At 63.8% G+C, this 22,898-nt stretch carries 24 protein-coding genes and 1 pseudogene; 16 read left to right on the top strand and 9 right to left on the bottom strand.

The annotated features are described in order from the left end of the window. Position 1 precedes the first annotated feature (1 nt). Complete coding sequence (locus QN315_RS03435) at positions 2-1,297, bottom strand: acyltransferase (protein ID WP_323991506.1); 1,296 nt, start codon at positions 1,295-1,297, stop codon at positions 2-4. A 121-nt stretch (positions 1,298-1,418) separates the two neighbouring features. Further along, on the bottom strand, positions 1,419-2,315 hold the full coding sequence (locus QN315_RS03430; RefSeq protein ID WP_323991505.1) for a glycoside hydrolase family 16 protein: 897 nt from the start codon (positions 2,313-2,315) through the stop codon (positions 1,419-1,421). Positions 2,316-2,657: 342 nt separating this feature from the next. Between QN315_RS03430 and QN315_RS03425 the strand changes: the two genes are divergently transcribed. Then, positions 2,658-3,467, top strand: coding sequence for a glucose 1-dehydrogenase (locus tag QN315_RS03425; RefSeq protein WP_323991504.1), 810 nt, complete (start codon positions 2,658-2,660; stop codon positions 3,465-3,467). Between the two features lie 24 nt (positions 3,468-3,491). Here the strand turns inward: QN315_RS03425 and QN315_RS03420 are convergent, their stop codons facing one another. Both QN315_RS03420 and QN315_RS03415 read right to left on the bottom strand, forming a co-directional pair. Continuing rightward, positions 3,492-3,701 carry a ChaB family protein gene (locus QN315_RS03420; protein ID WP_323991503.1) on the bottom strand — a complete coding sequence of 70 codons (210 nt, stop codon included), beginning with the start codon at positions 3,699-3,701 and terminating at the stop codon, positions 3,492-3,494. Positions 3,702-3,844: 143 nt separating this feature from the next. Further along, positions 3,845-4,657 carry a methyltransferase gene (locus QN315_RS03415; RefSeq protein WP_323991502.1) on the bottom strand — a complete coding sequence of 271 codons (813 nt, stop codon included), beginning with the start codon at positions 4,655-4,657 and terminating at the stop codon, positions 3,845-3,847. A 278-nt stretch (positions 4,658-4,935) separates the two neighbouring features. Between QN315_RS03415 and QN315_RS03410 the strand changes: the two genes are divergently transcribed. Continuing rightward, positions 4,936-6,357, top strand: coding sequence for a M20 family metallopeptidase (locus QN315_RS03410; RefSeq protein ID WP_323991501.1), 1,422 nt, complete (start codon positions 4,936-4,938; stop codon positions 6,355-6,357). A gap of 416 nt (positions 6,358-6,773) precedes the next feature. Here the strand turns inward: QN315_RS03410 and QN315_RS03405 are convergent, their stop codons facing one another. Together QN315_RS03405 and QN315_RS03400 are read right to left on the bottom strand one after the other, a co-directional pair. Then, positions 6,774-7,868, bottom strand: coding sequence for an oxidoreductase (locus QN315_RS03405; RefSeq protein WP_323991500.1), 1,095 nt, complete (start codon positions 7,866-7,868; stop codon positions 6,774-6,776). A 482-nt stretch (positions 7,869-8,350) separates the two neighbouring features. Beyond that, the gene (locus QN315_RS03400; RefSeq protein WP_323991499.1) at positions 8,351-8,956 is read right to left on the bottom strand and encodes a helix-turn-helix domain-containing protein; all 606 of its coding nucleotides are present in this window, start codon (positions 8,954-8,956) and stop codon (positions 8,351-8,353) included. Between the two features lie 74 nt (positions 8,957-9,030). Between QN315_RS03400 and QN315_RS03395 the strand changes: the two genes are divergently transcribed. Further along, positions 9,031-9,780, top strand: coding sequence for an SDR family oxidoreductase (locus QN315_RS03395; RefSeq protein ID WP_323991498.1), 750 nt, complete (start codon positions 9,031-9,033; stop codon positions 9,778-9,780). Positions 9,781-9,813: 33 nt separating this feature from the next. On the opposite strand, the gene QN315_RS03390 is transcribed toward QN315_RS03395, so the two are convergent. Both QN315_RS03390 and QN315_RS03385 read right to left on the bottom strand, forming a co-directional pair. Beyond that, positions 9,814-10,197, bottom strand: a complete 384-nt coding sequence (locus QN315_RS03390; RefSeq protein ID WP_323991497.1) for a CPBP family intramembrane glutamic endopeptidase — start codon at positions 10,195-10,197, stop codon at positions 9,814-9,816. 122 nt (positions 10,198-10,319) lie between these two features. Beyond that, positions 10,320-10,598, bottom strand: a complete 279-nt coding sequence (locus QN315_RS03385) for a helix-turn-helix domain-containing protein (protein WP_323991496.1) — start codon at positions 10,596-10,598, stop codon at positions 10,320-10,322. Between the two features lie 2 nt (positions 10,599-10,600). Here QN315_RS03385 and QN315_RS03380 point away from each other — a divergent pair, with 2 nt between their 5' ends. The 4 genes from QN315_RS03380 (at position 10,601) to QN315_RS03365 (ending at position 12,596) form a co-directional block, all read left to right on the top strand. Continuing rightward, on the top strand, positions 10,601-11,080 hold the full coding sequence (locus QN315_RS03380) for a LysE family translocator (protein ID WP_323991495.1): 480 nt from the start codon (positions 10,601-10,603) through the stop codon (positions 11,078-11,080). 388 nt (positions 11,081-11,468) lie between these two features. Continuing rightward, entirely contained in the window at positions 11,469-11,774 is a 306-nt protein-coding gene (locus tag QN315_RS03375) for a type II toxin-antitoxin system RelB/DinJ family antitoxin (protein WP_323991494.1), read from the top strand. A gap of 182 nt (positions 11,775-11,956) precedes the next feature. After that, positions 11,957-12,061, top strand: a complete 105-nt coding sequence (locus QN315_RS03370; protein ID WP_408904683.1) for a type II toxin-antitoxin system HicA family toxin — start codon at positions 11,957-11,959, stop codon at positions 12,059-12,061. A 55-nt stretch (positions 12,062-12,116) separates the two neighbouring features. Then, positions 12,117-12,596 carry a type II toxin-antitoxin system HicB family antitoxin gene (locus QN315_RS03365; RefSeq protein WP_323991493.1) on the top strand — a complete coding sequence of 160 codons (480 nt, stop codon included), beginning with the start codon at positions 12,117-12,119 and terminating at the stop codon, positions 12,594-12,596. On the opposite strand, the gene QN315_RS03360 is transcribed toward QN315_RS03365, so the two are convergent. After that, on the bottom strand, positions 12,586-13,716 hold the full coding sequence (locus tag QN315_RS03360; protein WP_323991492.1) for an ATP-grasp domain-containing protein: 1,131 nt from the start codon (positions 13,714-13,716) through the stop codon (positions 12,586-12,588). The genes QN315_RS03365 and QN315_RS03360 overlap by 11 nt on opposite strands. Before the next feature lie 356 nt (positions 13,717-14,072). On the opposite strand from QN315_RS03360, the pseudogene QN315_RS03355 reads away from it, so the two are divergent. The 9 genes and pseudogenes from QN315_RS03355 to nuoE all read left to right on the top strand — a co-directional run. After that, positions 14,073-14,256: pseudogene (locus QN315_RS03355) on the top strand (transposase); the annotation flags it as partial. A gap of 64 nt (positions 14,257-14,320) precedes the next feature. Further along, positions 14,321-15,529, top strand: a complete 1,209-nt coding sequence (locus QN315_RS03350) for an NAD(P)-binding domain-containing protein (RefSeq protein WP_323991491.1) — start codon at positions 14,321-14,323, stop codon at positions 15,527-15,529. Between the two features lie 332 nt (positions 15,530-15,861). Further along, complete coding sequence (locus QN315_RS03345; RefSeq protein ID WP_323991490.1) at positions 15,862-16,335, top strand: MarR family transcriptional regulator; 474 nt, start codon at positions 15,862-15,864, stop codon at positions 16,333-16,335. Next, positions 16,328-17,029 carry an SDR family NAD(P)-dependent oxidoreductase gene (locus QN315_RS03340; protein WP_323991489.1) on the top strand — a complete coding sequence of 234 codons (702 nt, stop codon included), beginning with the start codon at positions 16,328-16,330 and terminating at the stop codon, positions 17,027-17,029. The genes QN315_RS03345 and QN315_RS03340 overlap by 8 nt, the downstream gene beginning before the upstream one ends. 1,142 nt (positions 17,030-18,171) lie before the next feature. Then, complete coding sequence (locus tag QN315_RS03335) at positions 18,172-18,861, top strand: GNAT family N-acetyltransferase (RefSeq protein ID WP_323991488.1); 690 nt, start codon at positions 18,172-18,174, stop codon at positions 18,859-18,861. A gap of 532 nt (positions 18,862-19,393) precedes the next feature. Further along, positions 19,394-19,828, top strand: coding sequence for an NADH-quinone oxidoreductase subunit A (locus QN315_RS03330; RefSeq protein ID WP_323991487.1), 435 nt, complete (start codon positions 19,394-19,396; stop codon positions 19,826-19,828). Beyond that, a complete protein-coding gene (locus QN315_RS03325; protein WP_176640756.1) occupies positions 19,828-20,487 on the top strand; it encodes an NADH-quinone oxidoreductase subunit B in 660 nt (219 codons plus the stop codon). The genes QN315_RS03330 and QN315_RS03325 overlap by 1 nt, the downstream gene beginning before the upstream one ends. Positions 20,488-20,502: 15 nt before the next feature. Beyond that, the gene (nuoC, locus tag QN315_RS03320; protein ID WP_408904579.1) at positions 20,503-22,326 is read left to right on the top strand and encodes an NADH-quinone oxidoreductase subunit C/D; all 1,824 of its coding nucleotides are present in this window, start codon (positions 20,503-20,505) and stop codon (positions 22,324-22,326) included. Continuing rightward, the gene (gene nuoE, locus QN315_RS03315; RefSeq protein ID WP_323991486.1) at positions 22,313-22,891 is read left to right on the top strand and encodes an NADH-quinone oxidoreductase subunit NuoE; all 579 of its coding nucleotides are present in this window, start codon (positions 22,313-22,315) and stop codon (positions 22,889-22,891) included. Before nuoC ends, nuoE begins: the two co-directional genes overlap by 14 nt. Positions 22,892-22,898 lie beyond the last annotated feature (7 nt).

Genomic DNA, 22,898 nt, shown 5'->3' with positions numbered 1-22,898 from the left:
GTCACGATCCGGGCGCGGATGATGGTTGCGTCGCCGATCCGACGACGGCCTGCGCGCCGTCCGTCAGGGCCGTACCCGCAGCCAGCGCCGCCTCCGTGACCAGAGAGGCGGACGGCACGGGCCGCGCCTGCCGGTTCATGAAGGGCCGTTCGACAAAGATATAGAATCCCAGCCCGGCCAGCCAGACGCTGGGCAGCAGCACCGCGGCGTCCGTCATCCCCAACAGCACGGGCGAGGTCGCGGGCAGCCTGTGCAGCACCACGGTCTCGATGGCCTCCATCAGCGGCACATGCACCAGATAGATCGAATAGCACATGGTCCCGGTCAGGCAGATCCACGCATTGCCGAACAGCGCCCCGCCGCGCCGCCCATACATCGCCCCGACCATGACGCAGAGGCAGGACAGCATCGACAGCGCCTGCAACGCGCTGTACAGCACCGGCGGCCGGGCCTCGGCATTGACCCGGGTCAGCGCCAGCCCGGCCAGCAGGAACAGCACGAGACCGGCGCACAGCAGCAGGTCGCACTCTCCGGCGCGCCGCCGCGCCGCCGCGCCATGGCGCTCGGCCAGGTCCGCGACGATGATCCCCATGATGAAATAGGGCAGGTGGGTCACCAGCCCGAAGCGGAATCGTCCGTCGAACCCATACAGCCCGTGGATATAGCCCAGCGTCACGACATACAGGGCCAGCACGGCAAGCGTCGATGCGATCCGCGACGCGCCCATCTTCCGGTAGATCACGATCAGCATTGGAAACAGCAGATAGAACTGGACCTCGACCTCCAGAGACCATAGCGGCGGAATGAACATCGACGGCGCATTCCACACCACGCCGTGGACATAGGCCATGCTGGCCAGGAAACTCTCGGTCGGGGTGATCCGCCACGTGTGGTTGTGATGCAGGACGTCGAGGAAGACCGGTATGCTGCACAGCCCCAGCGCGATCAGATAGGGCGGATAGAGCCTGTGGAAGCGGCGATAATAGAACTTGCCCGGCGCCACGGGCCGCGACGGATCGCCCAGGAACGGCCGGGCAATGATCAGCCCGCTGATCATGAAGAACAGAACCACCCCGATCTCGCCATGCGGCAGCACGGCATAGAGCCCCTCCAGCCTTCCTCCCCCAGGATCGAGCAGCTCGCCATGGCGCACGATGCGCAGGCCGCCATGCCACACCAGGACGGACAGGATCGCCAGACAGCGCAACCCGTCGATCTGCGGATTATAGGCCATCCCGTCTTTGGGACGCTTGTACAGCGCCGGGATCGCCTCGATCACTCCCATTATCCGCGACATGATCTCCTCGCTTTTTGTTTTGTTTTCGAAACAGATGGGATCGTGTCAAAACGTCACCTCGAACTCTCTGGGCCGGCTAACCAGCTAACAGGATAAAAAAAACGAAATCAGGAAAAGCCCATCAGGAATGGGCGGAATGCTCCACCAGGCAGCGCGCGAACGCCTGCGGGTCGGTGGGCCGGTATACCCGGGCGTAGTCGATCTGCATCACCGCCGGGTTCAGGGTCTTGTCGATCGGCCAGCCCGACCCCAGCGCCAGGTTGATCAGGAACATGAAGGGCCGCTTATGCTCCGGCGGCGTCGGACTGCGCCAGATTTCCTTGCGGTCCAGGTAGAACACCACCCATTGCGGCGTCACCAGAGTGCCATAGGTATGAAACGCATCGACCAGCGAATTGGCCGGCACGGTGCTGAGGATCGCCGCCCCCTTGTCCCGCCCGGCCGAATGCCCGTGCCAGACATGGATCGTGGTGTGGAACTTGTCGGGAAACTGGCCGTAATACTCGATCGTATCGATTTCCACCGTCGGCAGCATCCAGCCCGTCGGCACGTCCTCGTTCAGCCAACTGCCGACCCATGTTCCCGGGCCGGGCGGCAGCTTCATGCGGGTTTCGAAATACCCGTACATCGTCATGAAGCCGTTATGGTCCGTATCCGCCGACGCCAGCATGCCCGACGACCAGTGCCCCGCCGCATCCTTGCGCGCCGCGATCGACAGGACACCGTCATGGACCGAAAAGGCCGATCCCGGGCCCGGATCGGTAAAACGCGCATCGCCGAAATCGCCGCCCCACGGCGTATGCGCGATCCACCGGGCGCCGTTCAGCTTCCACGCCCCGAGGCGCAGGTCGTTGAATTCGTCGTTGAAGACCGGCATTTTGCCACAGAGCCGTATCGGAGAGGCCGCCGCATCGGCCGGGCGCGTCATCCATGACAGGCCGGCCGCCCAGATGATGGACGCCCCGACCGTCAGCGCCCGCACGACCGGCATGATACAAGCAGGACGAAACCCGCGCATTGCCATCCCCTTCTCGGCAAACCCGCCGGCTTTAACCCCGTATTCCCCTGCGGGTTCCGGATTTTCAAGACAAAACAGGGATCTTCCGGAACGGCCGCCACATGATCCGTCCAAAAATTCCACCAGCGCACACGATCGGCAGGCCGTCAGAAAAATCGGCCAAGTATAGTGGCCTTGAAGTCTGAAGAATTCCTTAATCTGGACATGAGGACATCGTGAAGGGGCCCCCAAGGGAACATGACAGGGGAAACTTGACAGGGGAAACATGACGGGGAAACATAACGGGATGGGGGAAACATGACAGGTTTCGACGAACCGCGCCCGGCCGGTGATGGGGGACCCATGTCCGGCGACGATCGGTGCGGCAATGGCCGGTTCGAAGGGCGCGCGATATTGGTGACGGGCGCGGGGCAGGGGATCGGCGCGACCGCCGCCCGCCGCTTTGCCGAGGCAGGCGCGCGCGTCGCGGTCAACGACCTGCATCCCGACACGGCCCTGCGCACCATGAACGCGCTGCCCCCGGTCGCCGCCGGCCCCCACCTGGCCTTTCCGGGCAATGTCGCGGATGAACGGAATGTCAGCGCCACGATGCGCGACATGATCGCGGCGATGGGCACGATCGACGTCCTGGTATGCAATGCCGGATTCCAGATCCCCTCGCCGTCGCACGCGCTCCGGCTGCAGGATTTCAACGACGTGATGGCGGTGAATGTCGGCGGCGTCATGCTCTACGCGCGTGAAGCCCTGGCCCACTGGACCAGGACCGGCACGGCCGGCACGATCGTCGTCGTCGGTTCGGTCCACCAGACGATACCCAAGCCCGGCTATCTGGGCTATTCCGCCAGCAAAGGGGCGGTGACGAATATCGTGCGGACCCTGGCGCTGGAATATGCCGCCCGGGGCATTCGCATCAATGCGGTGGCCCCCGGCGCCATCGTGACCCCGATGAACGCCTCATGGACCGACGACCCGGCGCAGCGCGCGGCCGTATCGCGCCATATCCCGATGCACCGCCCGGGCGAACCGGACGAGATCGCGGACGCCATCCTCTTCCTGGCCTCGGCGCAGGCGGCCTACATCACCGGCCAGACCCTGTTCGTCGATGGCGGCCTGACCCTGTACGGCGATTTTCAGGAAAACTGGTCGTCCTGATCGCCCGGAAAGGCCCGATTCTCCCTACCGTTCGATCCAGCGATCCTCGTCCTTGCGATAGCGATGCTTGACCGCCGCCCAGGCCACCTTGTGGGCGGTCTCCTCGCGCAACGCCCCCCGGTCGGCATAATCGGACCAGGCGCGATTGAACGCGGCGCGATAGATTTCCTGCGCATGGCGCGGCAGATGCGCGTGGACCGAATCCGGCAACGCCTCGACGGACGCATACGGCATGGCTGCTCCCCTTCCCGGCGGCATGATGGCCTCCGCCATATGGGTGCCCGGTCATATGGGTATCAGGCCGGCCGGGCCATTCCCGCCGCGCGCGTTTTACCGGCGGCCCGAACGGCGTCACACGACGCGGCGCGTCCGCCGCCTCACGGGACCTTGCGGAATTTCAGCACGAAATTATCCGCCTCGCCGATCGCCTGGTACCGGGCGCGGTCCTGCTCGCCCAGGGCCAGCGTCGGCGGCAGCGTCCAGACGCCCTTCGCCCAATGGGTCGTGTCCTTCGGGTTGGCATCGATCTCGGAATGCGAAACAAGCGCGAAGCCCGCCTTCTCGATCAGCGCGATCGCGTAATCCTGCCGCACATATCCGCTCAGCGCGCGCGGGTCCTGCGGCGCGTCGGGCCGGGCGCGATGGTCCTCGACACAGAAAATTCCGCCCGGTTTCAATGCCTTGTGCACCGCCGCGATCATCTCTTCCGCATCGCCCTGCTTCATCCAGTTATGCAGGTTGCGGAATGTCAGCACCATGTCCACGCTGCCGGCCGGGGCGATATCGTCATGCCCCTGCGACAGCACGGTCCGCCGGATCCGGCCGAAACGGGCCGGGTCGGCGTCGAACCGCTCCTGCTCGGCCTGTGGAAAGCGTGAGAACGCGCTTTCCACGTGCGTGCCGTCGCCGGCGCCCATCGCAACGTAATAAACGCCCCGGTCATGCAGATAGGGCGCCAGGATCTCGGTCCAATATCCACCGCCGGGCCAGATTTCCACCACCGTGGAACGCGGCGTGATGCCGAAGAATTCCAGTTCCTCCACCGGATGGCGCACGGCATCGCGCGCCACGAATTTCGGCGTGCGCGCCGGATCGGCGACCGCGCGGCGCAAGGCGGCATCGTCGGCCCGCGCGGCAGGCGGAACCAGGAACAGCCCGGTCAGAAGGGCGCACGCAAGCAATGGACGCATGGGGGTCTGAACGCTCCGATGGGCCGGTGGGGGGGCGGACATGGCGGCGGACACGACCACGCCGGTGGCGGACTATCCGCCACGCAGCCCAATGCCGTCAATGGCGGCCGGGGGGACCTCCGGCATGGCGGGACTCCGGCATGGTCGATCCCGCCGCCGGATCGGCCGACCGAAGCGCGCGGCGTCCTCCCGCCGAACGGCAGGCGCCAGCGCAAACGTGACCTGCCCGCGATTCCTGGTCTATGCTGCCGCGCTGATCGCGACCGACAGGGGGAAACATGCGCAATGCTGCACCGGTCTGGGACCTCGTCGAGGCCCGCAAGGCACCGCTGATCGCGCTCAGCGATGCGGTCTGGGCGGTGCCGGAACTGAATTTCACCGAATTCCGCTCGGTCGCGCTGCACGCCGACGCCTTGCGGGCCGAGGGGTTCCGCGTCACGCCCGCCGTCGGCGGCCTGCCGACCGCCGTGATGGGTGAGGCCGGCGAGGGCGGCCCGGTCATCGCCTTCCTCGGCGAATATGACGCCCTGCCGGGCCTCAGCCAGGAAGCCGGCCTGACCCGGCACCAGCCCGTCCCCGGCGACGGCAACGGCCATGCCTGCGGGCATAACCTGCTCGGCTCGGCCTCCCTGCTGGCGGCGACCGCCGTCAAGGACTGGCTGGCCGCCACCGGCACGCCCGGGCGCGTGCGCTATTACGGCTGCCCGGCGGAGGAAGGCGGCGCCGGCAAGGGCTTCATGGTCCGCGCGGGTGTGTTCGATGACGTCGACGCCGCGATCTCCTGGCACCCCTACGCCTTCGCCACGGTCTTCCCGCCCGCCGCGCTGGCGAATATCCGCCTCGATTTCACCTTCACCGGCCGCGCCGCCCACGCCGCCGCCGCGCCGCATCTCGGCCGCTCGGCATTGGACGCGGCCGAACTGATGAATGTCGGGGTCAATTACCTGCGCGAACATATGCTGCCCAGCTCGCGCATCCACTACGCCTATCAGGATGCCGGCGGGGCCGCGCCCAATGTCGTGCAGTCCCGGACCGTGATCCGCTACACCGTCCGCGCGGCCGAACTCGACGACATGCTGGCCCTGGCCCAGCGCGTGCGCCGCGTCGCCGAGGGCGCGGCGCTGATGACCGAAACCACCGTGACCTGCCAGGTCGTCAGCGGCATGGCCAACCTGCTGGGCAATCCCCCGCTCGAAGCCGCCATGCAGGCCAATCTCGAACGCCTCGGCCCGCCGCCCTTCGACGAATCCGACCGCGCCTTCGCGCGCGACATGCAGGCCACCTTCAACCCCGAGGACATCGCCGCCGCCCTGCGCCAGGTCGGCCTGCCGGCGGACACCGACCGCCCGCTCTGCGACGCCATCCTGCCCTATCCGTCGCCGGCCGGCCCGATCCTGCTGGGCTCGACCGATGTCGGCGACGTCAGTTGGGTGGTGCCCACCGTCCAGGCCCTGGGCGCCACCTGCGCCATCGGCACCACCCTGCATTCCTGGCAGATGACCGCCCAGGGCAAATCCTCCGTCGCGCACAAGGGCATGGTCCACGTCGCCAAGGTCATGGCCGCCACCGCCACCGACATCCTCTCCGACCCCGCCCTGCTGGACCGCGCCAAACGCGACCACGCGGACCGGCTGCGCCGCCAGCCTTATGTCAGTCCCATGCCCCCAGACACCCACCCCCCCATCCAAGCCTGCCCGTAAACGCGCGCTGGCGGCGATCCGACGCGGGTTTGCTGCGCTTCGCTGCTCACGGCCCACAAGGCCGCTGCGCTGCGATGCTCACAAACCCACGCCGGCCGTGCCGCTGCGCGGCACTCTCGCTCACCAGCCCACGTTTCCGGGCAGGCTTCGGGCGGACCGTATCCATGGCGATCCGACGCGGGTTTGATGCGCTTCGCTGCTCACGGCCATCCAGGCCGCTGCGCTGCGATGCTCACAAACCCACGCCGGCCGTGCCGCTGCGCGGCACTCTCGCTCACCAGCCCACGTTTCCGGGCAGGCTTCGGGCGGACCGTATCCATGGCTATCTCACAAACCCACGCTGGGCGCCCCATTGCGTTCCGCTCTGGCTCGCCGGCCCGCATTTCCAGGCGGGCTTGAGGCGGACCGGTCCCTATTCACACCAGGATCCGGGCCGCCCCTGTCCCCCATTGGCCGCGCTCGGCGTTCGTCAGGGACAGTTCGGCCGCGATCCCGTCCCGGGCCGACACCACCGCCGCGTCCAGCACGGCCATCACCGCCAAAGCCTCCACCGGGCGCACCGGATTGGCGCCCGCGCCGCCCAGCGCCGCCGCGATCTCGGCATAGAGCCGCCGCTGGTCGCCGGCATGGGCCGGCAGGTGTCGCGCCGTGCCGTCGCCGGCATACACGACCAGCGGATCGGCATCCTCGCCCCACCCGGCATCGCCCGGCCGCATCCCGGCCAGCAACTGCGCTTCCTGCCGGTCGGCCGCCTGCTTCACCAGGCTTCCCCCCGTGCCATGCACGACGAACCGGGCCGAACCGCCGGCGACCAGCATCCCGGCATGCAGGATCACCCTCCGCTCGCCGTACAGCAGCACGACATGCGCCCAGTCATCCGTCAGCGCCCCGTCGCGCTGGCGCGCCAGCGAGGCGACGACCCGGTCGGGCAGGCCGAACAGCAGCAGCGCCTGGTCGATCAGATGCGGACCGAGATCGAACCAGATGCCGCCGCCCGGCACGTCGCGCTCGCGCCAGCGATCGCGGACCTGCGGACGAAACCGGTCGATCCTGGATTCGAAATGCGTCACCCGGCCGATCACGCCGTCCGCGATCGCCGCGCGCACACTCAGAAAATCGCTGTCCCAGCGCCTGTTGTGGAACACGCACAGCAGGCGCTCCGTGCGGCCGGCCAGGTCGACCAGCGCCCGCGCTTCGCCGAGATCGAGCGCGAACGGCTTGTCGACGACCACATGCTTGCCGGCCCGCAGCGCGGCACGCGCCAGCGGGGCATGGGTCTCGTTCGGCGTGGCGATCACGACAAGGTCGATCGCCCCATCGGCCAGCAGCGCCTCGGCCGTCGAACGGACGCCAACCCCCGGCAGATCGGCACGCACGGCATCGGGATGGCGCGAAACGACCGCATCCAGCGACAGCCCCTCCACGGCACCGATCAACGGCGCATGAAAAGTCCTGCCGGCAAAACCATAGCCGATCAGGCCGACACGGACAGGTTTGGCAAGCTGCTGCATCACGATGATCCCAGAATTGCGTCAGGCGCGGCGCCGCGCCGCGCCGCCAGGATGTCATGCATGATCTCTTTTGAAAGCCTGACCTGCAAGGACTACGGAACGCCGGACTTCAGATACATAAGCCCGAACACCACGCCCAACCCGCCCATAAAGAATAAGGCTCGGGAAAAACCAGCGAAAGAAGGATGACGGCGGAAATCGACGTTACGGTAAAGAGCCACCCTTTCAGGTTCAACGGCCTCGATATACCGTTGCCGACCCTTATTCTAAACCAGGGTTCACCACCAAACATCCAGAGCCAAAGGGTGCCACGTAACATTCACGACCTCGGGACGCGTTCCGTTCTCCCGTCATTCACGCCATGGAGACCCGTGAATTCAAGTGAAATTTAGGCCGTAAACCCATTATTTGCGGGGGAGATAAGGGAAATGGACGATCTTGTCCTGGGCGGGAAAGAGGGGCACCGGACGTTCAGGTCACAATCAGCCTGGATAAGTAACGGAAGAGCGACTTTCCGATAGCGGTGTGAAAAGCCCTGCGGTGGCGATCTCCACGCGCCTGCGAGCGGCAGGCTCATCATCTCCGAATCTGTCTACTGCCCAGGACAATGCTGTCACCAACTCAAAAACGTCGCTGGCGTTGATCGCATCGATGGCATTACCCGCTTCTTGCGCCCGGCCAAGCAGGTTTTTCGTTTGATCCACGAGAGAGGAAATCGCTGGATTCATCGAGGCGCCTGACATGCCGCGAGCGGTAGCGATACACTGAGGTAGGTCATGCCAGATACGTAGTCGCCACGTCAGCCATACCAGCCATTCAGCAAGCGCATCGCGGGGCGAACGCTCGCGACCGAGCGCTTCTGCCTCCGCCCGTGCAGCGTCGATGCTGGCCCCCATAACCGCCGCAAGAAGATCCTCCCTGGTGGAGAAATTCCGGTAGAGGGTCGCGTTTCCAACCCCCGCGCGAAGAGCAATGGCGTCGAGCGAGGCGAGTACGCCTTCAGTTTCGAAGACCTCACGCGCCGCCGCCAGAATTGCATCGCGGTTACGCCGGGCATCTGCGCGCATCGGCCGTCGTTCAGCAGCCATCGAACCCCGTCTTGACAAAGTGGGGACTATCCCCGGATATATGGGGATAGTCCCCATATAGTTTGGAGTAGGACATGACTGCATCGTCTGACAAGTCTGGATTGCCTCTCAGCGGGCGCACTGTGCTTGTGACCGGCGCGACTGGCGGCCTTGGCCAAGAGTTCGTCACGCAGGCCCTCGAACGTGGGGCCAGGAAGGTCTATGCGGCGGCACGTACGCCCCGAAGCTGGCCCGATACCCGTGTGCAGCCGCTGCCCCTGGATATTACCAGCACCGATGCGGTTACCCGCGCTGTCGCGATGGCCCCGGATGTTGATCTGCTGGTCAACAACGCCGCCATCGCGCCGTCATCCGACTCCATTTCAGGGCCGGAAGACGAACTCCGCCGCATATTCGAGACCAATTTCTTCGGCTCGCTGCGCGTCGCGAACGCGTTTGCGCCCGTCCTGGCCGCCAACGGTGGTGGAACGCTGCTAAACATTCTGTCCGCTGCGGCGTGGATCAGCATGCCGACCGCCTATGCGGCGTCGAAGGCTGCCTTCTGGTCAGCGACCAACGCACTCAGGTTTGAGCTGGAAGGGCAAGGCACGCAGGTAGTGGGCCTGCTGGTCGGTATGATCGACACGCCCATGGCGGCCGGCTACGACGTGCCGAAAAGCAGCCCGGCAAGCGTGGTCAGCCAGGCTTATGAGGGCGTCGCCACAGGCGCGCTCGAGGTGCTGGCCGACGATCTGACGCGCGATCTGAAATCCAGGCTGAACACAAAAGCGGAGGACTTCTATCCCTGGATGCACGCCCAATTGCGCGCATTCTTTACGGCCTGATCGGCCAAGCGAGTCTCACCGACTTTGCTTCCGTCACCCAGGTTCAGCCAGAGATCGCTTTGGCAACACAAACAGCGCAAACATATTGAGCACAAAATACAAGGCAATGACCAGATAGAGGCTGAATCCGCCACCAAGGATAAGGCTAAATATGACGGCCAGGCAGAAGGTCGATAATACGCCGCGTGCCCCCTGATACCAGTGCATGCAGCCAAAGACGATTGCCGAGGCAATAATTGCGAACATCGCATTATGATTGATATGGAATAACAAAGATGGAAAAGCCCCTCGGAACATAATCTCTTCAGAAATGGCGGCATTGATAATAAGCGCTATCACATAGACGGATTCAGTACCGTCGCGTGGCCGAAGTGTAGAGACAGCTTCCGTCGCATACCCATGCAGCGTGAAACGCAAGGTCTCCGGCTTCCCGATCAGGCAGCACGCACAATTCCCACTCCTCCGGGTGAACCTTGGCCCGACTCACACCCGAACTGCCTGAGCCGGGACAGCGGAAGCCGCAGGCCACCCGACTGGGATCAGGCCACCGCCTTCGCGACGATATCGGGAAACTGCCTGATCACCCGCACATAGGCGATGGCGAAGTCGGGAGGGGTGGCGCGGGCTTGCTCCCAATCGCGCAGGGTTCCCACCGGCACACGGAAGCGCTCGGCGAATTCGGCCTGCGTCAGACCCAGGCCGGTTCGCGTCATGCGGATCAGACGGGCGCGCTGGCCACGCTCCATGCCCTCTTGGGTAACGGCCCCGTCTTCCGGGTCGCCCGGATCAGAGGGGAGAACGATAGGATTTTTCTTCACCGTTGTTGCTCCTTCTTACGGAAATGAAGCGGGGAATCGCCGTTACGGGCCTTTCCGCTCTCGCCCAATCTTTCGGCACCGTTTTTATTGCCCTGAAATATGCCGGTGTGGCTTACCTCCTGTATCTTGCGTGGAGCATGTGGAACGCGCCAGTTGAAATCAAGGAAGACGAAGCACCAAGACGGCACCAACCCCTCAAAATGTTCGGCGTTGGAATGGTCGTGACGTTAGGTAATCCGAAAATTATGGTGTTCTACGTTGCCCTTCTTCCGACCATTATTGATGTCGGCCATGTGACGACTGGTGGATGGGCTGCCCTGACAGGCACCCTCGTCACCGTTCTGGCCGCGATCGACCTCGCTTGGTCCTTTATAGCCGTCCGTGCACGTCGCCTTTTGGCGAATCCCAAGGCAATGCGGGCCGCAAATCGCACAAGCGCTGGAATGATGACCGGTGCTGCCGTTGCAATCGCTACGAAATGACGAAGGGCTTCTCGCTTTAGGGGAGGTCCGAACCGATAGCAGACTGGCGCGCAGGCACCCCGATCCAGCTAGTCGGAGGGGCTCCGTCCGGTTTTACGCATAAGACGCGATCCAACCGCCCCGGCCGGTCAGCGTCTCAGGACCTGACCGGAATGCTGGTCGATGCCTGCGTCAGCAGGACATGCGGCACGTCCCTATATCTCAAGCACCGGATTCAACACGCTGATCGGCGGCGACGCATCAGGGGGCGGGATAAGGGGAACGGCCATACGGGTTGCCAGTCGGGGAGATGTTGACGAGCCAGACCCGGCGAAAGGCCGGGAGTATGATAGATCTGTATCTCATTTGACATACATGCTACGATCCGGGTCACCAGGGAGGACCGATCATGGCCACGCAAACCTCGATGCTGCATGTTCGCATAGACGACCGCCTCAAGGCGGAAGCGACGGAAAAACTGGCCGATCTCGGCCTGACCGTCTCCGACGCCGTGCGTATCCTGCTGACGCGGGTTGTAAAAGACGGCGGCCTACCGCCGGGCCTGACCGCCGATCCCGAGGCTTATGACGCATGGTTTCGTACCAAGGTCCATGAGGCGCTGGCGGATACGCGCCCGTCTGTTCCGCACCGGCAGGTGATGGACGATGCGCAGGCCCTGATCGACCGGAAGCGTCGCGGCCGTGCGGGCGCTTGAATGGCGCCCAAGCGCGTGGATGTCGAAACCGTGACGATATTGCGTGTCCTGCACGCGGCCAGGCAATGGCCAGAGAGCGAAACGAAAAAATGATGATCCGACTTTTTTCTATGTCGTGGTTTCCACAAATATCCCGGAAAACGATTCCGTTTTCTTGAATATGCTGAGACAATTCCCCGTATATTCCCGATCGTCCGGGCATCGTGGTCGTGCCGCATCCGAAGAAAGACCTGGGCGGCGGCCTCGTGGCCGCGATCCGCAAGCAGGCGGCCCTGCAGGAGAGATGATGATGCGCTACCCGGTAATGATCGAAGAGGGGGGGAGACCACGGCGTTCGGTGTCATGTTTCCCGATCTGCCCGGCTGCGTCTCGGCGGGCGACACGCTAAATGAAGCCCTGGCGAACGCGGCGGATGCGGCGGCGGGCTGGATCGACGCCACGCTGGACGCAGGCGACGCGGTCCCGTCTCCGCGCACGCTGGATATGGTCCGCAGGCTTCCCGAATATGCCGGATGGGCGGTGGGGTTCGTGACCATTGACCCGGCCATGCTGGATGACCGCGTGGAACGGGCCAACATCTCCCTGCCGCGCGGGGTTCTAAAGCGGCTGGACGCACTGGCGAAGGCCGGGCACGAAACCCGGTCGGGCATGATCGCCGCACTGACCTTGCAGGCCAATCTCATTCCAAGCGAAAATCCAGGCAGTGCCAGGCAGCGACTGACGGAGAACCAGGACGCGACGCACCGGCGTTCGCCCTGGCCAGCCCGCTGCGCCCATCCGGCTCCCGGCCGAGCGGGGCCATGCGACGCGCCTACCGATTGACGTCGACAGCCACGCGTCCTGGCACCGTCGAATCCGGTCGCTCCGGAGATGCTGCCCGCGGGCGGCGACGCTCCAGCTCCGCGCGAATCTCGCGGATGCTCTGCGGATCAATCGCCGAGCCGAATGCGTCGTTCTGACGCACGAGCGATTCAAGCCGCGCCAGGATGCCGCGCCTGGTCCAGGGAAGACGAAGCAGCTCCTCGACAAGATCGGGTTCGCTCCACGGAATGTCCTCGGCCGCAAGCTCCCACTTATCCACGTCGCTCCCGGCGAAGCGGAGGCATTGCGGGAAGAACGCAATCCTCTCGGAATGGTCCGGGCGATTGTCAGGTGCAAGCACATCCAGGCCGGCGGCAGCGCACAGCCGCGTTGCGAGGTCGGCGCCATGCGCCCGGATATGACCCAGTTGCGTCGACCGTGGGTTCATCTCGATCAGCAGGCAGCGCCCCGTACCGTCTTCCATGATGAAATCGAGTCCGAAGAACCCGGACAGGCCCAGATGTTCCGCGGCTATGGAAGCGGCGGCCTCGATGTGCGGATTGCCGATCAACCGCAGGAACGTGGACGCTCCCACGCGGCCTTGCGTCGAAAGAACCTCGGCCGTAACGACCCCGCACAGCCGCCCTTGCCAGGCCGCAGCCATGCACGTCACCTGGCTTCCGCGAATATGCGCTTGCGCCATGACGTTGCGCGTCTTCCGCCGAAGAAATCGCGCAAGCGTGAAGGGATCGCGGTCGACAAGCAGGAGGCGGAGAGCCTTGTGAAAGGCGAGCGGGGCGGACAATTCCCGGTACGCTTCTTCGGCCTCGGCGACGGTATCGGCGATCAGAACCCCCGAGCCGCCCCAGCTCTCTTCGGCCTTGATGACCCAGGGAGGTGCCTGCGTCGCGCACCAGTTCCGCACATCGCGCACCGAGAGCAGCTCCGCTCCCGAAGGCGTGAAGACGCCCCTGCTTCGCATGGCTTCCAGGAAGGGATAACGGGTCCCGCTTATGCCATAGCCAAGGGGCGAGCCAAGTGACCGTTCGATCACATCACGTATCTTTTGACCAGTAGCAACATCAAATGATCGCGATTTTGCATGGAGCGAATGGATATGGCCTATGGCGCGGTCATCCATTGGTACAAGCAGAAACGGCTCGAAAGATCCTATGGACGCCACCAGTGATCCAAGCGGGTCCCATGCGGAATAAGTCAGGCTCCCTCTTACGAATTTGAGCCTGCGAAGCGGATTGCCGGCCGGACTGAGACTATATACGGCCGCCCCGGCGCGTCCGAATGCCATGGCGAGATAGGCCGTCGACGGCCACCAGGTCGTGGTAACTATAAGGACCCTGAATTCAGCCATTTCCGCTGGTGCAAGCCTCCGAAGAATGGTCCGAAGCGTTCGTTATGAAAGGCGCTTTGCGTAAGCAGGGGATCGTGACAACATTTGTAACATGACGGCCGCCGGGTTTAGAAGGGCGCAGGGCGGATTCCACGGTTGCGGATCTGTGCCGCAAGCACGGGATCGGCGACGCGACCTCCTGCACGTGGCGATCGAAACACAGCGGGATGGAGGTATCGGAAGCGCAGCGGCTCAAGACTCTGGAAAGAGAGAATACGAGAGAATACGAAGCTGAAGCGATTCCTGGCGGAGCGCGTCATGGACATTTCGTCTCGCACTGGTCGCCGCATCTCGTTGTCAAGCGAACGGCTCCGCCGTGAACGCGACCGGATTGGGGATGATCGACATAATGGTTAAGTGGACAGACTTCGTTATAGTGGGGGCCGGCCCGTATGGATTGTCGCTTGCAGCCCACCTGTCGGTTCGCGGCGTGGACTTCCAGATCTTTGGCTCACCGATGGCGGTCTGGCGAAGCCATATGCCGAGCGGCATGCATCTCAAATCCGAGGGTTTTGCCTCCGATATATTCGATCCGCTCAGGCTGAATCGTCTTCGGGACTTCTGCAGGCGCCACGGTCATGCCTATGCGGATGTGGGTGTGCCCATCCCGGTTGAAGTATTCCATGCGTACGGGCGGGAGTTTCAGCAGCGGCTGCTGCCGGATCTGGACACGCGGCACGTCGCCAGGATCACGGCAAGCCAGGGGGGCTTCCTCCTTCGCCTGGATGACGGCGAAATCATCCGGGCGCGGCGCGTTGTCATCGCCGTCGGAATAACGCATTACGCCTATCTCCCGCCGCAGCTTCGGGGACTGCCGCCGCAATTCGTTTCCCACACGTCTGAATCGCGAGGGATGAAGGATCCCGCCGGGCGCAAGATCCTGGTCCTCGGCGGCGGCTCGTCGGCCGTAGACTCGGCGGGGCTGCTGCATCAAGCAGGCGCCGACGTGGAGATCGTGACCCGGCGCCCCAAGATCTGGTTCAACCACCCGCCGGATCACAAGCGTGGGCTAGAGTTAGCCTATGCGAGGCTTCTCAAGCCGCGCTCGGGACTTGGCCTTGGGTGGCGGTCCCGCATGGCGTCGGATCTCCCGACGGTCTTTCACCGGATGCCGGAGCCTTTCCGCCTGCGCGTCACGCGCGGGCATCTGGGACCTGCCGCCGGATGGGTCAGCCGCACGCTGGTGGAAGGCAAGGTGCCTATCCGGATCAACCTCGCCCTGAAGCATGCGCTGGTGCGGGGGGAGAAGGTCGCCGTCACCTTCGCCAAGCCTGATGGCGGCGAAGAGGAGATGGTTGCGGACCATGTTGTCGCGGGAACCGGCTACAGGGTCGATATCAATCGCCTGGACTTCCTGGACGAGACAATCCGCGCCCGGATCTCCGAGATACAGAATACGCCCCGGCTGACACGATTCTTCGAATCGTCAGTGCCTGGCCTCTATTTTGTGGGACCGTCGGCGGCCAACAGTTTTGGCCCGCTGCTCCGGTTCGCATGGGGGGCCAAATTCACGTCGAAGCATTTGACGCGGCATTTCGCAGGATAGAGCGACGAGCGTTTCGGCACCCGAAACGTGAAGAGCCCGTCGATGGACTAGAAAGCGGCGGTGCTAGTGTCCTGCCCGAGAAATTCTTATGAGAATTTCTCGGATCAGCAGGCCACTAAAATATTGATTCTAGTGTCCTTTCGATTCCAAAATTCGCTTGCGAATTTCGGAATCAGGACACTAGAGCATCATCCGACCGGACGGACGGTCGCACACTGATCGCACTGCAACCACCCGGTGCGTCGTCCTTACGGGCGTCGCACTTTTTCCCTGCTGCGCCGGGTGTATCAGGTAACTTTGACATTTGACAATATATTGTCAATAATTCGTCTATGGATACAGACAGCGCACAGCGGTTTCGCCAATTTTCCCGCAGCCTGATCGCGGCTCATGTCGCGCTGCTGAAGCATGGCGACGCCATGACCAGCCACTTTGGACAGAGTTCTGCGCGCTGGCGGGTGCTGTTGAGGATCAGCGAGGGCGACCGAACCGTTCCCACTGTTGCTCGGTCAAGCCGACTGACGCGGCAGGCCGTGCAGCGTGTCGCCGATGAATTGGCGACAGAAGGTTGCCTCATCTTTTCGCCAGACGAAACCGACAAGCGCACGCAGCGAGTTTCGCTGACCGACAAAGGCAACGAGGTGCTTGCCCAGTTGGAGCGAAATTTCGAGGCATGGGCCAGCCGAACGGCGGATGCATTTCCGTTGGAAAGGCTGGAAAAGCTGGCGCGGCAACTCGATGCCGTTGCCGAGGTGCTAGAGACTGACTTGGCGCGCGGCGCAACTATGGAGCAAGAAAGTGACTGAACGCATTGCACTTATCACAGGCGGGAACAAGGGCTTGGGCTTCGAGACAGCACGTCGCCTGAAAAGCATGGGGTTTCGCGTCTATATCGGCGCACGCGAATCCGAGCGGGGAATTGAGGCCGCATCGCGGCTCAATGCCGAGTGGCTTCAATTGGACGTTACCGATGAAGAGAGCGTGCGCGATGCCGCCGCCCAATTGAGCAAGCGCGAAAACCGTCTGGACGTGCTCATCAACAACGCAGGTATCGCAGGCACCCGAAAGGCCGCCGCAGAATTGACAGGGGAAGATGCCGAGTCCGTGTTCGCCACGAATGTCGTTGGGCCGGTGCGCGTCATGAACGCCTTTATTCCGCTGATGGAAACGTCCACGAACCCCGTCATTGTGAATGTATCCAGTGGACTCGGCTCGTTCGCCATCACTCAAGACCCACAACGGTTCGAGTCGCAAGTTCGCATGCCGCTGTACTGCGCCTCGAAAAGCGCACTGACTATGCTAACGCTGCAATATGCGCGTGCCCTCCCGAATTTCCACATCAATGCGGCCGATCCTGGCTATACGGCCACCGACTTGAACGCACATCGCGGTCAACAGACGGTCGAAGAAGGCACGGACGCGATCATCCGTTTGGCGACACTTCCGCCGGATGGGCCGACCGGCATCTTTGTCGATCGCCACGGCTTAGTACTTTGGTAATCTCGCAGTAGTTCTTTCACGCCGCACTGCGTTTGTCGCCCCTTGTAAGCCGGCGACCAAGTGACGCCAGTTTTGAGAAAGGTTTCGAACTTTATGGGGATTAAAGGTATTTTGGGCGGAGATCGATGAGTCCGGTAAAACCGGCGTCTGGACTTGCTCCGGAAAAGTGGAGAGACGTTGGTTCAGTCAGTCGCCATTTTCTCGAACTGGATGGGGCTTTGGAAGTTTAACGCTGAACGTCGCCTGATGGGATTGTAAAAACCGTCAATGTAACGGGCAATGGCCTGGGGCGAGGCCCTCCCGGACGAGCGCCTCGGCAGTCTGATCCCCGAACGAGGGCAGGGGCTGCGCCCGGTACCAGGCAAAAGCCTGTTGGGCTGAAGCCGCCCATGGCCGGACCCGATTGAGGATCTCGACCATGTCGCGTAGCCTCGCCTGGGTGGCGGGGCGGCCGAGGCGTGCGCTTTTGGAGACGGCGTCGCGCGACAGTCCCAGTGTTACGGCCAGTTCGCCTCGTGTGATGTCAGCATGTTGCTCAGGCGTTCTGCCGCGATCAGCCCCGATGGATCGAAAGCTTCGGAGAGGAATGTGCTCTCGGACATGACGGGTTGCCTCACAAATAGACCCTGTTTGTGGATCATATATGCGGCAATATACCTGCGACAAGTATTCTGATTGGATGCGCCCGCGCGCCCTGGCACGGTCATTCTGTTATGCGGCGAGTCGGAGTATCTCGCGATCCACCAATCGCAAGTATCGTTGGTTGTCTTCCCCCGCAACCGAATCGTCGGTGCCCGGCCTCTATTTTGTGGGACCGTCGGCGGCCAACAGTTTTGGCCCGCTGCTCCGGTTCGCATGGGGGGCCAAATTCACGTCGAAGCATTTGACGCGGCATTTCGCACGATAGAGCGACGAGCGTTTTCGGCACCCGAAACGTGAAGAGCCCGTCGATGGACTAGAAAGCGGCGGTGCTAGCCCCTGTACCGGCCTCGGTTATTGAGACACTGCGTTGGAGTCTAAGCGGCGAAAGCCGCGCTGGATTTGAAGTCGGGAAACATGGGCTCGATGCCCCATCATGCGCTGTAATCCAGTGTTGTCAGATAGCTGGGGATGTCGGACATCGCAATGATCCACGGCTCGGCATGGCCGGGCGCGTTGATGATGCCAATATTGGTGACAATACGCCGATGGGTGAGCGCGACGTCGGTCAGGCAGGGACGCTTGTCAGTGACATGTTCGGCCAGGGACAGTCGATTGATAACTCATTGCTTGGCGGCCGATCGCCCATCAATCATACTCTCTCCATGTTGCCCGAGAGCCTTCATACAACAAGGTATTCGCTGCGCCCGATCTCCAGGGGAGATGCGGAGGAAATATTTCACGGCTATGCGCAGGACCCTGAAGTCTCTCGGTATACGATGTGGACTCCGCATAAGGATTTAACCGAAACCGAAAAATTTGTTGATGGCTGCCTCGCCATATCTCCTGATCTGGCACGCACCTATGCGATTTGCGATCAGGCCGGAGGCTTTCGCGGCCTTTTCGGCCTGCGTCATGTAAAGCCTTATCATATTGAATTCGGCTATGTTTTGGCACGTCGATGGTGGCGGCAAGGCATTATGACGGAAGTCCTGACAGAAGCGGTAAACGCACTCCAGGCACAGGACACCTGCTTCAGGATCAGCGGCGTTTGCGACGTGGATAATATCGGGTCGGCACGCGTCATGGAGAAAGCAGGGCTGCTCCGCGAAGGCGTGCTGCGGCGATGGATTATTCATCCCAACATCAGCAGCCAGCCCCGAGATTGCCTCTTGTACGCAAAAGTTAAATAAACCAATCGCATAAAGACATACTATCAATCCCACCTCGCCAGAACCCTACGCGTCCATCGTCGAGCGTGGGTATGCTCCGATCACAGGCAATCCGGGGTCCGTCAGGTTGGCCATGATTCAACGCCTTTGTGCGCATGCCGTGCGCACGACATCGTGCGCGGACCCAAGACCGCAACGCGCGGCCATGTTTCCGCGCCGATCCGCCAGGCCACGACAGCGGGGCAGGGGATGCACCCTTCCCGGAAAAATGCCGGTCTTCCACGGTCTCCCATAACGAACGAAGGCCGCTGTTCTCCCGGCGTTGGCACCAGGTGCCGGCAGCACATCTCACCCCCACGCACCACCGGCCGTCTCGCACGCTGCCCGACAGCATCCCCGCTACCACCGACACGGACGCGTGATCCGGCGAAAAAGCGAAGGATTTTAATGAACCGCCCGCGACAGGCCACGTTCACCCCCCACGTCCGATCTCACGTCTGACCCGTCGAACGTCCGTCATTTTCTGGTCACGTCAACCCCAACGGTGCTGGCCATGTCGGAATTCTGCACGCAGCATCCGCTTCTGTCCTACACGATCGCCATCGTGATCCTGCTGTCCGCCATGCTGGCGCTCGGCGCCGCGACAGGCATGCGCCGGGTCGGGGCGGCGCGCGGGCGGTCGATGGACGTGCCGTTCGAATCCGGCATGCTGCCGGTGGGCTCGGCCCATCTGCGCGTGCCCATCCATTATTACCTGGTCGCGATGGTCTTCGTCATCTTCGACGTGGAATCGGTCTTCCTGTTCGCCTGGGCGCCGGTCTCGGTGGCGGCCGGCTGGCGCGGCTATTGCGCCGTGCTCGTCTTCATCCTCTTCCTGTTCGGTGCCCTGGCCTATCTGTGGCGCTGGGGCGGGCTGGACTGGGGCCCCAAACCCCGCCGCATCGCGCCGCGCCATGTGGGGCAGGCGGCAGGCACGGGGGGCGTCTGATGCGCTGGTCCCTCACCCGGCCGGGCGACGCCCCGCCGTCCAACCCCGCCCCGCCCGGCCCCGACATGCCCAACCCCACAATGACCGAAACCGTGCGGCGCAACCTGGTCATGGGCCGCCTGCAGGATTTCGTCTCCTGGGGGCAGGCCCACTCGGTCTGGCCGTTCAATTTCGGCCTGTCCTGCTGCTATGTCGAAATGGCCACCGCCTTCACCAGCAAATACGACATCGCCCGCTTCGGGTCCGAGGTCCTGCGCGCCACCCCGCGCGAGGCCGACCTGATCGTCATCTCGGGCACGGTGTTCGTGAAGATGGCGCCCATCGTCAAATATCTCTACGACCAGATGCTCGAACCCCGCTGGGTCATCTCCATGGGCTCCTGCGCCAATTCGGGCGGGATGTACGATATCTACAGCGTGGTGCAGGGGGTCGACAGCTTCCTGCCGGTCGACGTCTACGTCCCCGGCTGCCCACCCCGCCCCGACGCCCTGCTCGAAGGATTGATGCTGCTGCAGCAATCGATCGGCACCCAGCGCCGGCCGCTCAGTTGGATGGTCGGCCCACAGGGGGTGGAACGCGTCACCCCGCCCAGCCTGCGCGATGCCAAACGCGCCGAACGCCGCGCCGCGCAGACCCTGCGCAGCCCCGACACGATCTGACGGGGAAACGGTCCGATGGGCGTCGCCGACCTCGAACAGCGCACCGCACCGGCCGATTCCGTCACCATGCTCGCGCAACTCTCCGACCTGCCGCCGCACATGCCGCGCCTGGCCGAAACGACGCGCGACGGCATCCCCACGCTCTGGATCGCCCCCCAGGACCTGCGCGCGATCGCAGCATTGCTGCGCCATCCCACCGCGCTGCGCATGCTGTTCGACCTCACGGCGATCGACGAGCGCCAGCGCACCCATCGCGCCGGCCTGCCCGATGCCGATTTCACCCTGGTCTATCATTTCATGGCCTTCGCCGGCGCGGGCGACGCGCTGCGCCTCAAGGTGCCGCTGTCCCAGGGTACGCTGTCCCAAGGTGCGCTGTCCCAGGGCGCGCTGTCCGGGGGCGCGCCGTCGGCCCCGTCGATCGCCGATCTGTGGCCCAACGCCAACTGGTACGAACGCGAGGTCTGGGACCTGTTCGGCATCGCCTTCGACGGCCATCCCTTCCTGCGCCGCATCCTTACCCCGCCCACCTGGACCGGCCACCCGCTGCGCAAGGACCATTATGCCCGCGCGACGGAAATGCCGCCCTACAGCCTGACCGAAGAGCACGAAATGGCCGAACAGCAGGCCCTGCGCTTCGATCCCGGCGCCTGGGGCATGGCCCGCCACGCCGACAACACCGATTTCATGTTCCTCAATCTCGGCCCCAACCATCCCAGCGTGCACGGCGTCTTCCGCATCGTGCTGCAACTCGCGGGCGAACGCATCGTCGACGCGGTGCCCGATATCGGCTTCCACCATCGCGGGGCCGAGAAGATGGCCGAACGCCAGACCTGGCACGGCTTCATCCCCTATACCGACCGGGTCGACTACCTGGGCGGGGTCATGAATAATTTCCCCTACGTCATGGCGGTCGAACGGCTGGCCGGCATCGATGTCCCCCCACGGGCGCAGATGATGCGCGTCATGCTGGCCGAACTGTTCCGCATCGCCAGCCACCTGGTGTTCTACGGCACCATGTCGCAGGATGTCGGCCAGCTCTCGCCGGTCTTCTACATGTTCAGCGACCGCGAGCGGGTGTTCGAGATCATCGAGGCCATCTGCGGCTTCCGCATGCACCCCGCCTTCTTCCGCATCGGCGGGGTGGCGATGGACCTGCCGCGCGGCTGGGACGGGCTGATCCGCGACTTCCTCGCCTATCTGCCGCCCCGGCTGGACGAATACGAAAAACTGGTGATGCGCAACCCGATCTTCCGCGCCCGCACCGTCGGCGTCGGCGCCTACGACGTGGCCGAGGCCGTGTCCTGGGGCGTCACCGGCCCCGGCCTGCGCGCCTGCGGCCTGGAATGGGACCTGCGGCGCCAGGCCCCCTATGCCTGCTACGACCAGCTCGAATTCGACATCCCCACCGCGTCGAACGGCGATTGCTACGACCGCGTCCGCGTGCATATCGAGGAAATCCGCCAGAGCCTGCGCATCATCCGCCAATGCGTCGACCAGATGCCGGCGGGGCCGTACAAATCCGACCACCCGCTGACCACCCCGCCGGCCAGGGCGCGGACGATGCACGACATCGAAACCCTGATCCATCATTTCCTCAATGTCAGTTGGGGCCCGGTCATCCCGCCCGGCGAGGCCCAGGCCAGCGTCGAGGCCACCAAGGGACTCAACGCCTATCACCTGCTCAGCGACGGCGGCACCATGTCCTACCGCACGCGCATCCGCACCCCCTCCTTCGCCCATCTGCAGATGATCCCGCTGATCAGCCGCGGCGCCATGATCGCCGATCTGATCGCGATCATCGGCAGCATCGATTTCGTGATGGCCGATGTCGACCGCTGACCCCGCCCTCCCGCCCGATCTGCCGTCCGATCTGCCGTCCGATCTGCCGCCCGACCTGCGCGACGAAATCGCGGCGATGATGGCGGCGACCGACCACCCGCACGGCGTCACGGTCGGCGCGCTCGCCGCAGTGCAGGCGCGCTTCGGCTGGGTCAGCGACGCCCATCTGGTCGAACTGGCGCGCCTCATCGGCGTATCGGCGGCCGAACTCGACGGGGTGGCGACCTATTTCAACCTGATCTTCCGCCGCCCGGTCGGCCGGCACGTCATCATGATGTGCGACAGCGTCTCCTGCTGGCTGATGGGCGCCGACGCACTGCGCGCCCGGCTGTGCGACCGGCTGGGCATCCAGCCGGGCCAGACGACGCCGGACGGCGCAGCCACCCTGCTGCCCATCGTCTGCCTCGGCCATTGCGACCACGCCCCGGCCCTGCTGGTCGACCGCACCCTGCACGGCGACCTCGACGAATCCCGGATCGACGCGATCGCGGACGGCGTGCGGGCCAAGGAACTGGCCAGGGAACGGGGCAGGGAACGCGGCACGGAACAGGGCAGGGAACCATGACCACCGC

Origin of the sequence: Nguyenibacter sp. L1 (assembly GCF_035199985.1) — a bacterium.
Taxonomy (GTDB): domain Bacteria; phylum Pseudomonadota; class Alphaproteobacteria; order Acetobacterales; family Acetobacteraceae; genus Gluconacetobacter; species Gluconacetobacter vanlangensis.
The sequence above is the reverse complement of the archived record's forward strand: the minus strand, read 5'-3'. Positions and strand labels throughout refer to the sequence as shown.